At 60.6% G+C, this 14333-nt stretch carries 10 protein-coding genes and 1 tRNA gene; 7 read left to right on the top strand and 4 right to left on the bottom strand.

From position 1 onward, the window contains the following. Nucleotides 1-26 precede the first annotated feature (26 nt). Nucleotides 27-1850 (top strand): translational GTPase TypA, encoded by a 1824-nt coding sequence (gene typA, locus B5E67_RS00055; protein WP_087246614.1) that lies wholly within the window; start codon nucleotides 27-29, stop codon nucleotides 1848-1850. 135 nt (nucleotides 1851-1985) lie between these two features. Here typA and B5E67_RS00050 read toward each other — a convergent pair whose 3' ends face one another. Then, the gene (locus tag B5E67_RS00050) at nucleotides 1986-2963 is read right to left on the bottom strand and encodes a GDSL-type esterase/lipase family protein (protein ID WP_087381529.1); all 978 of its coding nucleotides are present in this window, start codon (nucleotides 2961-2963) and stop codon (nucleotides 1986-1988) included. A gap of 399 nt (nucleotides 2964-3362) precedes the next feature. On the opposite strand from B5E67_RS00050, the gene B5E67_RS00045 reads away from it, so the two are divergent. Both B5E67_RS00045 and B5E67_RS00040 read left to right on the top strand, forming a co-directional pair. After that, nucleotides 3363-4586, top strand: coding sequence for a 6-phosphofructokinase (locus B5E67_RS00045; RefSeq protein ID WP_087381526.1), 1224 nt, complete (start codon nucleotides 3363-3365; stop codon nucleotides 4584-4586). Nucleotides 4587-4705: 119 nt separating this feature from the next. Then, the gene (locus B5E67_RS00040) at nucleotides 4706-5929 is read left to right on the top strand and encodes a 6-phosphofructokinase (RefSeq protein ID WP_087381524.1); all 1224 of its coding nucleotides are present in this window, start codon (nucleotides 4706-4708) and stop codon (nucleotides 5927-5929) included. Nucleotides 5930-6014: 85 nt separating this feature from the next. On the opposite strand, the gene B5E67_RS16055 is transcribed toward B5E67_RS00040, so the two are convergent. Both B5E67_RS16055 and B5E67_RS00030 read right to left on the bottom strand, forming a co-directional pair. Continuing rightward, nucleotides 6015-7340 (bottom strand): 2-hydroxyacyl-CoA dehydratase, encoded by a 1326-nt coding sequence (locus B5E67_RS16055; RefSeq protein WP_087246610.1) that lies wholly within the window; start codon nucleotides 7338-7340, stop codon nucleotides 6015-6017. 15 nt (nucleotides 7341-7355) lie between these two features. Then, nucleotides 7356-10325 (bottom strand): acyl-CoA dehydratase activase, encoded by a 2970-nt coding sequence (locus B5E67_RS00030; protein WP_087381519.1) that lies wholly within the window; start codon nucleotides 10323-10325, stop codon nucleotides 7356-7358. Nucleotides 10326-10788: 463 nt separating this feature from the next. Here B5E67_RS00030 and B5E67_RS00025 point away from each other — a divergent pair, with 463 nt between their 5' ends. From B5E67_RS00025 to B5E67_RS00010, 4 genes are all read left to right on the top strand, one after another. Further along, nucleotides 10789-11085, top strand: coding sequence for a hypothetical protein (locus tag B5E67_RS00025; RefSeq protein WP_242956684.1), 297 nt, complete (start codon nucleotides 10789-10791; stop codon nucleotides 11083-11085). Then, entirely contained in the window at nucleotides 11082-11915 is an 834-nt protein-coding gene (locus B5E67_RS00020; RefSeq protein WP_158098830.1) for a sporulation initiation factor Spo0A C-terminal domain-containing protein, read from the top strand. The genes B5E67_RS00025 and B5E67_RS00020 overlap by 4 nt, the downstream gene beginning before the upstream one ends. Further along, entirely contained in the window at nucleotides 11890-12774 is an 885-nt protein-coding gene (locus B5E67_RS00015) for a HAMP domain-containing sensor histidine kinase (protein WP_158098829.1), read from the top strand. The genes B5E67_RS00020 and B5E67_RS00015 overlap by 26 nt, the downstream gene beginning before the upstream one ends. A gap of 276 nt (nucleotides 12775-13050) precedes the next feature. Then, a tRNA-Ala gene (locus B5E67_RS00010) sits at nucleotides 13051-13127 on the top strand. 58 nt (nucleotides 13128-13185) lie between these two features. Here the strand turns inward: B5E67_RS00010 and B5E67_RS00005 are convergent. Further along, on the bottom strand, nucleotides 13186-14333 hold a 1148-nt coding region (locus B5E67_RS00005), incomplete at its 5' end, for a recombinase family protein (RefSeq protein ID WP_143405356.1).

Raw genomic sequence — 14333 nt, 5'->3', positions numbered from 1 at the left:
GATGCAAAATAGAGAGGTTTGATTTTATGATTCGTAACGATTTGCGCAACGTAGCCATCATCGCTCACGTTGACCATGGCAAGACCACCCTGGTGGACGCCATGCTTCGCCAGAGCGGCGCATTCCGCGACAACCAGGTCGTGGCCGAGCGCGTCATGGACAGCGGCGACATCGAGCGTGAGCGCGGCATCACCATTCTGGCCAAGAACTGCTCCTGCAACTACAAGGGCGTCAAGATCAACATCGTCGACACCCCGGGCCACGCCGACTTCGGCGGCGAGGTGGAGCGCGTTCTGAAGATGGTCAACGGCGTTCTGCTGCTGGTGGACGCCGCCGAGGGCTGCATGCCCCAGACCCGCTTTGTTCTTCAGAAGGCTCTGCAGCAGAACCTGAGCCTGGTGGTGGCCATCAACAAGATCGACCGCCCCGACGCCCGCATCCAGGAGGTTGTGGACGAGGTTCTGTACCTGCTGATGGACCTGGGCGCTTCCGACGAGCAGCTGGAGTGCCCCATTCTGTACTGCTGCGGCCGCGCCGGCACCGCCAGCCTGGACCCCAACGTCCCTGGCACCGATCTGATCCCCCTGTTCGATACCCTGCTGAGCACCATCCAGCCCCCCGAAGGCGACCCCGAGGCTCCCTTCCAGATGCTGGTGTCCTCCATTGACTACAACGACTTCGTGGGCCGCATCGGCATCGGCCGCATCCAGAACGGCACCTGCCGCGTGGGTGAGGAAGTGGTGGTCTGCGACTGGCATGACCCCTCCGTCAGCATGAAGGGCCGTCTGACCAAGCTGTATGACTTCCAGGCCAACGGCCGCGTCCCCTGCGACAACATCACCGCCGGCGACATCGTGGCCTTCTCGGGCCTGCCCGATGTCACCATCGGCAACACCCTGTGCGCTCCCTCCAAGGTGGAGCCCCTGCCCTTCGTCAAGATCAACGACCCCACCGTCGAGATGACCTTCTCGGTCAACGACAGCCCCCTGGCCGGCCGTGAGGGCAAGTACGTCACCAGCCGCCAGATCCGCGACCGTCTGCAGCGCGAGCTGCTGAAGGACGTGGCTCTGAAGGTGGAGGACTCCGCCACCACCGACTCCTTCCGGGTCATGGGCCGCGGCGAGATGCATCTGTCCATCCTGATCGAGACCATGCGCCGCGAAGGCTATGAGCTGCAGGTCTCTCCCCCGCACGTTCTGACCAAGGTCATCGACGGCAAAACCTACGAGCCCATGGAGCAGGTGGTCATCGACGTGCCCACCCAGTACCAGGGCGCTGTCATGACCGGTCTGGGCCAGCGCAAGGCCATCCTGCAGCAGATGGATCCCCTGGGCGACACCCGCGTCCGTCTGGTGTTCCGTATGCCCAGCCGCGGCCTGTTCGGCTACCGCAACCAGTTCCTCACCGATACCCACGGCGAGGGCGTCATCAACCAGATCTTTGACGGCTATGATCTGTGGGCCGGCATGATCCCCAACCGCTCCACCGGTTCTCTGGTCAGCTTTGAGACTGGCGACTCGGTCACCTACGGCCTGTTCAACGCACAGCAGCGCGGCACCCTGCTGATCGGACCCGGCGAGAAGGTCTACGAGGGCATGGTCATCGGCTACACCCCCACCGGCGAGGATGTGGACGTCAACGTCTGCAAGACCAAGCACCTGACCAACACCCGTGCTTCCGGCTCAGACGACGCCCTGCGTCTGGTGCCCATCAGCCGCCTGAGCCTGGAGGGCTGCCTGGAGTTCCTGGCTCCCGATGAGCTGCTGGAGGTCACCCCCAAGAGCCTGCGCATCCGCAAGCAGATCCTGAACCACGAGCAGCGCATGAAGGCCCGCAGCAAGAACAAGTAAGCTCCGGCTTTTTCACCCCGCTATCCAACGCCGGGTTCCCCACCGAGGGAACCCGGTGTTTTTATGCCCGGCCGCCCAAACAACAAAACCCACCCGGTCCAAAACGGACGGGTGGGTGAAGCCGGAGAAAACCGGTTACTGTGCGTAGGTGCTGCCGGCGGTCCAGGGATTGTCCGCGGCATAGAGGGTGTGGCTGCGCAGGTAGTTGACCCAGGCGCCGTATCCATTGCCCGCCGACAGGTGCACACCGTCCGGCGCGGCGCAGACCTCTTTCAGGTTGCCCTCGCCGTCGGCCAGAGCCTCCCACAGGTCCAGATAGACGCAGCCCTTGCTGTCGGCCAGCAGCGCCAGCTGTTCATTGACCGCCCGCAGGTTGTCGCTGGCCAGGCCGGGCCGGTCGGTCACCGCCTCGGGCCGCACCGGCGGGATGGATTGCACATAGATAATGCAATCCTCCCCCAGCGTCTCCCGCAGGGTGTCCAGCATGGCCCCGTAGTAGGTCAGGAATTTCTCCTCAGCGCCCACCGAGGTCAGGGTGTTGGTGCCCAGCAGGATATACAGCTTTTTGGGCTGGGCGGCCGCCAGCACGTCCAGCGCCACCTCATCCCCGCGAGTCATGTGATTCACCGTCATGCGGTTGACGATGGTATCGGGGCCCGCGCCGATATAGCCGCAGATGAGCGCCCCCGACAGGTTGATGTCGTAGTCGGTGAAGCCCACCGTCAGGCTGTCACCCAGGAAAGCCGCATCGGCAAAGTAGCTCAGGTCCACCTGGCCCACCGCCGGCTGGCGGATGACGCTGCTGTCATAGGCCTTGACGGTATAGGCGCCGGCGGTCTGGCGCACCGGGCCAAAGTTCAGGATCTGTCCCCCTGCCTGGCCCCCGGCTTCGCCGGGCTGCATGGGCAGCGGCGCCAGGATGCCCTCCACCGTGCCGCTGGGCAGGATTTCCGAGGCAGCGCTGTTCTCCTGTTCGGCGGTCTCGAGGATGGCGGTGATGCCCAGGGACAGCACCAGGATGGCCGCCACGCTGGCCGCCACCTTCAGCTTGGTATATTTGCCCCGCTGCCGCGCCCGGCGGTATGCGTGGTTGTACTCATGCGAAATGCCCATTTGTTTTCTCAGGAGCGCCGTCTGCACCGGCTGTCTCCTGTGCCCCCTTTCCGGCAAAAATTCCGGCCCGGCGGCTCTGCGCCGTCCCCGGAAAAACGTTCTCGGACCGCCCCTGCCCTCCCGGCAGGACGGCCCGGAAAGAAAATTCCTGCGTCAAAGTAGGAATGTACTGATTCTATCATAAAATTTTTCTCTCTGCAACCAACTTAGGTCTTGCATACAACACGCAAAACGGTTACAATAGGGTTGGGACGAAATTCCGGCAACCTGCATCAAGCGATTTCACAGTGAAATTGTTTTTTGTGTGGATTTCATCGGTTTCAACGTCCCCGCCCAGGGCGGCGCAGTGCAGGGCCCGCCCCGGTCAAACCATCCACCCATGATAAGAAGGAGCGAATTATGAGCAAAAACGTGATCGTCGGCCAGTCCGGCGGCCCCACCGCCGTCATCAATTCCAGCCTTGCCGGTGTCTATAAGACGGCCCGCAGCCTGGGCGCCGACAAAGTCTACGGCATGAAGTACGGCATCGAGGGCCTGCTGAAAGAGGAAATCGTGGACCTGGACATTGTTCTGGGGGACCGGATGAGCATTGAGCTGCTCAAGCGGACCCCGTCCAGCTTCCTGGGCAGTTGCCGCTACAAGCTGCCCGACCCCGATGTAGACAGTGTGCCCTTTGTGCAGCTGTTCACCTTCTTTGAGAAATTTGACATCTGCGCCGTTTTTTACATCGGCGGCAACGATTCGATGGACACCATCGCCAAGCTCAGCCGCTACGGCCAGCGGGTGGGCAGCCCTGTGCGGTTCATCGGCGTGCCCAAGACCATTGACAACGACCTGTGCCTGACCGATCACACCCCCGGCTACGGCTCCGCCGCCAAGTACATCGCCACCATCCTGAAGGAAGTCATCCGGGACTCCTCGGTGTACGATATCCGCAGCGTCACGGTGGCCGAGATCATGGGCCGCCATGCCGGCTGGCTGGCCGGTGCGGCCTGCCTGGCCGCCGGCGAGGACTGCGAAGGTCCCGACCTGATCCTGCTGCCCGAGGTTCCCTTTGACCAGGAGAAGTTCCTGGCCCGGGTGGACGAGCTGCAGAGCCGGAAATCCAACGTCATCATCGCCGCCAGCGAGGGCGTCCGCACCGCCGACGGCACCTATCTGTGCGACCTGGTCTCCACCGCCGGCCAGCTGGACGCCTTCGGCCACAAGGCCATTCTGAGCGGCACCAGCCGTTACCTGTCCGAGCTGATCCACACCCATCTGGGCTGCAAGAGCCGGGCCATTGAGTTCTCGACCCTGCAGCGCTGCGCCAGCCATCTGGCCAGCCGCACCGACGTCACCGAGGCCTATGCCGTGGGCGGCGCCGCTGCCGCCGCTGCCTTTGCGGGCGAGAGCGGCCGGATGATCGCCCTCAAGCGGATGAGCGGTTATCCCTACCAGTGCGTCACCGAGTCGGTGGACGTGCAGCAGGTGGCCAACCAGGAAAAGAAGGTTCCCCTGGACTGGATCGCCCCCGACGGCATGCATGTGACCGAGAGCTTTGAGGAGTACGCCCGTCCCCTGATTCTGGACGAGCTGACCCCCATCTATGTGAACGGCACTCCCCGCCACGTCCACCTGTAAATTTTCCGCTGTTTTCCGCCGCCCCGGATGGCCGGCCCCCACGTTCTTCCCTGCCAGGGTTTCCCCTGTGCAGTCAAGATAGAGCCAACACAAGACGTACTGTAAAGGAGAAAAAGATCATGGGTAAAAACGCAATCGTCGGCCAGTCCGGCGGTCCCACGTCCGTCATCAACGCGAGTTTGGCCGGTGTCTTTGAGAGCTGCAAAAACCGCGGCGCGGAAATCGTCTATGGAATGTGCAACGGTGTGGCCGGCCTGCTGGAGGAGCGGGTGGTGGACCTGAACACCATCCTGAAGGATGACCTGGACATCGAGCTGCTCAAGCGGACTCCGTCCAGCTTCCTGGGCAGCTGCCGCTACAAGCTGCCCGACTGGCACGCCGACGAGGCCGTCTACAAAAAGCTGTTCGACATCCTGGAAAAGCTGGACATCGGCTATTTCTTCTACATCGGCGGCAACGACTCGATGGACACCATCGGCAAGCTGGCTGACTACGGCGCACGGACCGGCAGCGACATCCGGTTTATGGGCGTGCCCAAGACCATCGACAACGACCTGATGGTCACCGACCACACCCCCGGCTATGGCTCCGCCGCCAAGTACATCGGCGTGGTGATGAAGGAAATCATCCGGGACGCCACCGTCTACGGCACCAAGTACGTGACCATCGTGGAAATCATGGGCCGCAACGCCGGCTGGCTGACCGCTGCCGCCGCCCTGGCCAAGGGCGACGACTGCGAGGGCGTGGACATGATCTGCCTGCCCGAAGTGCCCTTCCACGTGGACCGATTCATTGAGAAGGTCCGGGCCATGCAGGAGAAGAAGCCCAGCATCGTCATCGCCGTCTCGGAAGGCGTCAAGCTGGAGGACGGCCGCTACGTCTGTGAGCTGGCCGACGACGTCCATGCGGTGGACGCCTTCGGTCACAAGGCCCTGACCGGCACCGCCCGGTTCCTGGCCAACACGGTGGCCCGCTCCCTGGACACCAAGACCCGCTGCATCGAGCTGTCCACCCTGCAGCGCTGCGCCGGCCATCTGACCAGCCGCACCGACATCACCGAGGCCTACCAGGTGGGCGGCGCTGCTGCCAAGGCCGCCTTTGAGGGCGTCACCGGCCAGATGGTGGCTCTGAAGCGGATTTCCAACAATCCCTACCAGTGCACCACCGAGCTGCACCCCATCAGCGAAGTGGCCAACCTGGAGAAGAAAGTCCCCCTCAGCTGGATGAACGAAAACCACACCCAGATGACCCATGAATTCCTGGAGTACGCACGTCCCCTGATCCAGGCCGAGCTGACCCCGCTGTACATTGCCGGCCTGCCCCACCACATCTACATGAAGTAACCCTTTACCCATAAACCAAAAAGCCCCGCGCAGCCTGAAAAGCTGTGCGGGGCTTTGGTTGTTTATAGGGGTGTTCCCTGCCTTATCAGACGGTCATGGGGTGGCGGCCCACGGTGGGGGCGCCGCCGGCGATCTCCTCTGCGGTGAGGGGCTGGGCGGGGGCAGGATTTTCCAGGCGCTCCTTGGCCACCGCCAGCATCAGCTTGATGCGGTTTTCCTGGTTGACCTTGGTGGCGCTGGGGTCATAGTCGATGGGGGTGATGTTGGCCACCGGGTACAGGGCCCGGATCTTGTTCACCATGCCCTTGCCCACAATGTGGTTGGGCAGGCAGCCGAAGGGCTGGGCGCAGACGATGTTGGGATAGCCGCCCTGAACCAGCTCGATCATCTCGGCGGTCAGCAGCCAGCCCTCGCCCATCTTGGCGCCCAGAGAAATGACGCCCTCGGGCTTCTCGATCAGCTCCTTGAAGGGGCCGGGGGCGTAGAAGCCGGCGGAAGACATGGCCTTCAGCATGGCCCGCTCGATGCCGTCCAGCCAGTCCAGCAGACGGTCGGTGGTGAACTTGGTGGCCAGCTTGCCGCCATAGAGGACGTGGTCCTCGCCCATGTTGAAGATGCAGTACTGGCAGAAGCCCATCAGGCCCGGGAAGTTGACCTCACAGCCCTCCGATTCCAGGAACTTCTGCAGGTCGTTGTTGCCCAGGGGGCTGTATTTGACGTAGATCTCGCCCACGACGCCCACCTTGACCCGGGGCACCCGGGTCACCGGAATGGCGGCAAACTCCTTGGCGATCAGGGGGAAGGTGTGCTTCATCTCCCGGGCGGTATAGCTCTTGCCGGCCAGCAGAGCCCGGCCCAGACGGCCGATCCAGGTATCCACCAGACGGTCGGCCTGGCCCGGCACATTCTCATAGGGCGCCACCTGGTTGCGCAGGGCGCTCAGCATATCGCCATAGAACACGCAGGCCACCGCCTGACGCAGCAGGGGCAGGTCCATCTGGAAGCCGCTGTCCTTCTCCAGGCCGGAAAAGTTCAGGCTGGCCACCGGGATCTGGGGATAGCCCGCCTTGACCAGGGCCTTGCGCAGCAGGTGGATGTAGTTGGAGGCGCGGCAGCCGCCGCCGGTCTGGGTAATCAGCAGGGCGGTGTGGTCCAGGTCATACTTGCCGCTGTTCAGGGCGTCGATGAACTGGCCGATGACCAGCAGCGCCGGATAACAGGTGTCGTTGTGCACGTACTTCAGGCCCAGCTGCGCCACGGCGCTGCCGCAGTTGCCCAGAATCTCACACTTATAGCCCTCGTGCTCCAGCGCGTATTTCAGCAGCCGGAACTGGGTCACCGCCATATTGGGGATGAGGATGGTGTGGGTGGCCTTCATCTCCTTGGTGAATTTGGGATAATTGTATTCCACGGTTGCCTCCTATGTTCAGCGGTCCGCAGCGGGCTGTTCCGCCTTGGCCTCGGCCTTTTCCCGGGCCAGTTCATCCCGCTCGTCCAGAGCGGCAAACAGGCTCCGCAGCCGGATATTCACTGCGCCCAGGTTGGTGATCTCGTCGATCTTGAGCTGGGTGTACAGCTTGCCGCCCTCCTGCAGGATCTCACGGGTTTCGTCGGTGGTGATGGCGTCCACGCCGCAGCCGAAGGACACCAGCTGCACCAGGTCCATATCGGGCTGGGTGGTGCAGTACTTGGCGGCGGCGTACAGGCGGCTGTGGTAGGTCCACTGGTTCAGGACGCTGGTGGGGAACTTCTCCACCCGGTCCGAAATGCTGTCCTCGGTGACCACCGCCGCATTGTGGCGGACGATCAGACGGTCGATGCCATGGTTGACCTCGGGGTCCACATGGTAGGGACGGCCTGCCAGCACGATAATCCGCTTGCCCTGGCGGCGGGCCTCGTCGATGATCTGGCCGCCCTTGGCACGAATCTTGGCCATGTGGGAGGCGTACTCGGCGTAGGCCGCATCGGCGGCCTGCTGGACCTCCCGCTGGGAGATGCCGCCGAAGTACTTGGGCAGGATCTCCTTGGCCATCTTATGCACAAAGTCCTTGGGACGATGAATGCCCACATAGTCGCAGATGAACTTCTTGCCCTCCAGCTCGGGGCAGTTGCCCAGCAGAACTTCGGGGTAATAGGCCACCACCGGGCAGTTGTAGTGGTTGTCGCCCAGGCCCTCGTCGATGTTGTAGGTCAGGCAGGGATAGAAGATGGCGTCCAGCTGCATGGCCGACAGGGCCTTGATATGGCCGTGGCTGAGCTTGGCCGGGAAGCAGGCGGTGTCGCTGGGGATGGTGGCCTGTCCGGCCAGATACAGGCCCCGGCTGGACACCGGGCTGATATGGACGGTAAAGCCCAGCTTGGTCCAGAAGGTGTGCCAGAAAGGCAGCAGCTCATAGAAGTTCAGGCACAGAGGAATGCCGATGGAACCCCGCTTGCCGGGCACCGGCTTATAGCCGGCCAGCAGCTCCTGCTTGTAGGCGTAGAGGTTGAGGGTGTTGTCCTCCCCTTTGCCGGTGACGGGCTTGTCGCAGCGGTTGCCCGAAATGTACTTGCGGCCGTCGGCGAAGGTGTTGATGGTCAGCTGGCAGTTGTTGCCGCAGCCGCCGCACTTGACGTTGGCCACCTTCTGGGTGAAGTTTTCCAGTTCTTCCTGGCTCATCACCGAGGACTGGGCCCGGCCCGACTTGGCGGTGCGGCGCAGGCCGTAGAGGGCCGCGCCATAGGCGCCCATCAGGCCGGCGATGTCGGGACGGATGACCTCCACCCCCATCTCCTTCTCAAAGGCCCGCAGAACCGCCTCATTGTAGAAGGTGCCGCCCTGAACCACGATCTTGCGGCCCAGCTCCTCGGGGCTGGAAGCGCGGATGACCTTGTACAGGGCGTTTTTGACCACGCTGATGGACAGGCCGGCGCTGATGTTCTCGATGCTGGCGCCGTCCTTCTGGGCCTGCTTGACCGAGCTGTTCATGAACACGGTGCAGCGGCTGCCCAGGTCCACCGGGCGGTCTGCAAAGAGGCCCAGTGCGGCAAACTGCTTGACATCATAGCCCAGCGCCTGGGCGAAGGTCTGCAGGAAGCTGCCGCAGCCCGAAGAACAGGCCTCGTTCAGGAAGATATTGCTGATGGCGCCGTCCTCGATCTTGAAGCACTTCATATCCTGGCCGCCGATGTCGATGATGAAATCCACGTCGGGCATAAAGTACTTGGCGGCGGTGAAGTGAGCCACCGTCTCCACCAGGCCGTAGTCGCAGCGGAAGGCGTTCTTGACCAGGTCCTCGCCGTAGCCGGTGGTGGTGACGCTGCCCACCTGCAGGCCGGGGTGGGCGTGATAAATCTTGAGCAGCTGCTCCTGGATCAGGGGCAGCGGGTTGCCCAGGTTGGGCTGGTAGTTGGTGTACAGAATCCGGCTCTGCTCGTCCACCACCACCAGCTTGACGGTGGTGGAGCCCGAGTCGATGCCGATATGTACCCGACCGCACTGGACCCCGAAGGGCACGCAGGGCACGCTGTGGGACATATGCCGGGCGTGGAAGGCCTCATATTCCTCTTTGTTGGCAAAGAGGGGCGGCTCGCTGGCATAGGTGGCGGTGGCCGCATAGCGGTCCAGCTCGCTGGCCACCTCCGACAGGTTGAACTCCTTGTCGGCGTACAGGGCCGCACCCAGCGCCACATACAGCAGGCTGTTTTGGGGGCAGGTGCCGGTGACGCCCAGAGCCTCGTCAAAGCTGCTGCGCAGCACCGAGCTGAAGGTCAGAGGGCCGCCCAGGTACAGGATATTTCCCTGGATGGGCCGGCCCTGGGCCAGGCCCGCAATGGTCTGGCTGACCACGGCCTTATAAATGCTGGCGGCAATGTCCTCCGCCCGGGCGCCCTGGTTGATGAGGGGCTGGACGTCGCTCTTGGCAAAGACGCCGCACCGGGAGGCGATGGTGTAGGTGCGCTGGGCCTTTTCGGCGGCCTGGTTCATCTCGTCGGCGCTCATCTTCAGCAGCGTCGCCATCTGGTCGATGAAGGCGCCGGTGCCGCCGGCACAGCTGCCGTTCATACGCACTTCGGTGCCGCCGGTGAGGAACAGAATCTTGGCGTCCTCGCCGCCCAGCTCGATCACGCAGTCGGTCTCAGGGACAAAGCGCTTGACCGCCACCCGGGTGGAAAATACCTCCTGCACAAAGGGCACGCCGCAGCTGTCGGCCAGGCCCATGCCCGCCGAGCCCGAAATGCTCAGCAGCGCCTTGGCGCCATGAAGCTGCTCTGCATCAATCCGGCGCAGAAGCTCCTGTGCTTTCTCCAGAATGTGGCTGTAATGACGCTCATACGTCGAATACAGCAAGTTTTCCTGTTCATCCAGCACGGCACACTTGATGGTCGTGCTGCCTATATCAAGACCAATTCTCAAGTTTTGATCCTCCTGCAATGGAATGCCCGGGAAAACGGGCCTTTCATTCTTTTTTGTTTGACAGCTAACAGTATTGTTTGTTCACATACACTAATATTATACCGTATTTTCCTCTTAGATGCAATCAGCCACCTTGATTTTAAACGAAAAAAACAGTTTATCTATAGCGAAAAAGGAAATATTCTGTGAACGCCGCCCGTTTTGGCCCCTTCATTCGGACAAATCCAGACTTGTTTTCCCTATTTTTGCAAAATCCTCTTGCGCGCGGATGGTTTCCGCGGTATTCTTAAGATGTTGTGAAGATCTTTTCTTCTCCGTCGCAATCCGTCCCCTGACGACACATTTTGCCGCATTTTTAGCATTGCATCAGGGCGGGTGTCTCATTAAAATAGGATTAAAGCTTCGCCACGCCTGATCGTGCGGTAAATCCAAAATGGGTATTTGCAGGAGGAGAATATGAGCCATGAAACCATATACACCATTGACCAGGAAATTTTCTGCCATCGAGATGCTGCAGCAGCCTTATTTGCTGACCTATGCGCTGGATGAGTCGGACGGCGCCTGCCGGCTGACGGTGTCCCGCACCGGAGAAACAGCCTGCAGTGACAGTCTGGTCCTGGATGCGCCGCCCCAATGCTGCTATTCCATCTTGCAGTACCTGTACGAAAATTGTGTCCAGCCCGAAATCTGGCGGGATGTGGTGGCGGAGTGCTATCCCGCGGCTGTACAGTTTTGCAGAAAGGGCGGGGGACTTTGGTGAACGATGAATCTTCCAGAGGCTGTTTGCGGATTGCCATTGCCAGCTATGACGCACGGTTTTTCCGCATCTGCCAGAACTATATTTCCTGCCTGGACCGGGACGCATTTCGCTGCGACATCTATCAGTCGGGAAAAGAGCTGTTGGCCGCACTGGAGCGCGGTTTTCCCTACCGCGCGGTCCTGCTGGACAACGCTCTGTCCGACATGGATGCGCCTGCCTTCTGCAGCCAGCTGCAGCAGATGTCGCCCAACTGCCGGCCGTGGCTGTTGCTGGTTCCCGCCTGCGACGTGGACGAACTGTGCAGGTTCATCCGCGAGGAGGGCGGCCAGCAGCCGGAATCCGATACCGTCCACAAAATGAAGCTGTCCAGCCTGAACAGCCTGCTGTTTGATCTGCAGTCCATGCTTCAGTCGCAGGCCGCTCCCACCGACAGCGACGCCGCCCTGGTGCGTCTGCTGCTCTGCTGGGGCGAAGCGCCGGGAGCGCTGGGCTCCCAGTATCTGCGGGAATGCATTGCTCAGGCATTGCGGTGTGACCCTCATTTTGCGATACGGAAGGATGTCCTGATGGTGGTCGGCGAGCGGCACAAGGTCTCGGTCACGGCGGTGGACAGCGGCATCCGCCGTCTGATTCGCTCCCTGAATGCGCTGAACAAACCCGCCTGGCAGTCGTTCAAGCGGCGGCACTGTTCCCCGCACCAGCACCTCACCACCGGTAAATTCATCTATGCAGTCAGGGATGAGCTGCTTATGCCGCCGCAGGACCCGGCGGAACAGCCCCTGTCGGAAGGAGATCTGCAGACCCATGAACGAGAGTTCCAGCCCGTATGAGCTAACACCCGGCGCCCAAGAAGAGCTTTTGGAGCGCTTGCCTGTCCATGCCTTTGAGAGCGAGTGCCAGCGCTCGCTGGAAATGATTGAACTGTGCCAGCGGTACATGACGCATTTTGTCTCGGAGAAAGAGGACCCCGACTCCCATGAGATGCGCCAGACCTTGTCGGATCTTGCTGTTGCCACCGGCCGTCTGGACCGGAACCTGAGCAACATGCTGGCCCTGCTCCACTGCATGCAGCACGCCGAAAAGCCCTATTGGGAGCCGGTGGAACTGTGTTCTTTTGTTGCGGCCATTTGCTCGGAGCAGGCTCAGATCCAGCAGGCCCTGGGCACCCGTCTGGTGCTGGACTGCGGCGGCCTGACCGAGCTCTACGTCCATGCAGACGTCCGATACCTGACCTGCATCTGCCTGCAGCTTCTCTCCAATGCCCTGCGGGCCTGTACCCCCGACGGCGGCACCATCACCCTGACCCTTCGTGACGACGGTTCGGGCGGCGCGGTGCTGTCCATCGCCGACACCGGCTGCGGTCTGCCCGACGGCAGTTTCCGCAGCCAGCAAAACAATCGCAGCCGCTTCCTTGGCACCACCAAGAGCGGCCTTTTGCTGTGTCAGGAATACTGCAAACTCACCGGCTGGACGCTGGAGCTGCGTCCCCGCGCCTCGGGCAGCGGCACCGAAGCCCTGCTGACCATCCCGCCGAAATCCGGCACCGACTCCTCCCCCATCCTCCGTTCCGTCAGCGAGGAGGATGCTCTGCACGCCCAGCGCCGCCTCTGGTTTGCCCTTGTTTTTGAGCTCAACTGCATCCCCGGCATGGAGACCGTCAAGTTCGACCTCCCGGCAGAATTCACTTGACAACTCTCCCAAAAAGCGGTATAGTAGTGAAGCCGCAGAGTTCCGATTGATCGGGCTTCTGTTATGGGCCTATAGCTCAGCTGGGAGTGCATTCGATTCCTGAATCAGCCCCCTGCACTTATGGCCTGTGTCTCAAATCCTTGCCCATCTGTTGATGGGGGCTTATTTATGGGCCTATAGCTCAGTCTGGGAGTGCATTCGATTCCTGAATCAGCCCCCTGCACTTATGGCCTGTGTCTCAAATCCTTGCCCATCTGTTGATGGGGGCTTAATTATGGGCCTATAGCTCAGTCTGGGAGAGCGTACGGTTCGCATCCGTAAGGTCGTCGGTTCGATCCCGATTAGGTCCACCAAATTGCCGCAGCGTTTTTTGGCGCTGCGGCTTATTTTTTGCGTTTTTTGCTAGACAAATTAGCCGCCATAGGATATCGAAGCGTGAGCCACAATATTGGGCAAAAGGTCCAAAGATAGCCCGTTGTCTTCGTCTAATGTGACAATACTCTTTTTCGAGTCTGTGGGAGTCCTTTGAGGGGCTTGTTTAAGGTTCTTTTGCGCCCGTTTTCCGGTGCTGCTGGCCATGGAATGAGCCTTAAATTCCTCAAATTCCTCCAGCGACACATTCAGAACGATCTCAACCTCATAGTTTCGACCGACCCGAACTTGCTTGATAAACTGATGCAGGATTGCCTGACGCTGATTAAAATTTGCACCATCGTAGACATTGGCCCAAGTGAACAAATCGTCACAGTCTCTCCGCATTTTTTCGGTTGCTTCCTGTAATGCTTTCTCTTCGGCCTGTGCTTTTTGGAGGTCCTCCCCTGCCTTGATGACGGCAGCTTTGGTTTCTGCCATCATCTCAGCTAGGGTATCGCGGTCCAAAGCACTCTTGCCCTGGATGACCCGGATGGTCTCTGCTTTTAGCATATCCTGTTCCTGGCGTTTGGTTTCCAGTTCTTTCTCAAGACGCTTTATTTCCTGTTTGACTCTTTCTTGCTCTTTGCCTCGCATTTCTTCCAGGAGTTTTCTTTTGGAGCATTCCCGGATTTCCGCGAACTTCATCCGAACAACACCCTCAACAATGTTGTCCAGCGTAATCACGCCGTAGCCAGACTGGCCATCACACTGACCAGGATGGCGGACGTTATAGTTGCAGCTGTACCGGATACGCTTTTCTCTTATCACAGTACCATCGGCGCGGATGCGCTTCCGGGTACTGCTGGTAAGGCTCATCCGGTTTCCGCAGTGAGCACAGAAAACAATACCGCACAGAAGTGCCTGAGAACTGTAGCTGAGGGGATTTGCACCTTTTTCCCGCTTCCGGGCATGACGCACCTCCTGCGCCCGCTCGAACAGATCCGGTTCAATGATCCGCAGTTCCGGGCAGGCAGTTTCCACATTGCCATTGATAAGGTATCCGGTATAGCTTTTGTTTTGAATCATCCGAACAATACTCACATTCGGAATGTTCTTGCCATTGCGTCCCATGATGTTATGTTCGTACAGATAGTTGCAAATTCGCTTTGCACCATATCCTTCATATACATACTTCTGGAAAATCA

This window comes from Faecalibacterium sp. An122 (assembly GCF_002160895.1).
Taxonomy (GTDB): Bacteria; Bacillota; Clostridia; order Oscillospirales; family Ruminococcaceae; genus Faecalibacterium.
This window is presented reverse-complemented; position numbering and strand designations above follow the sequence as displayed.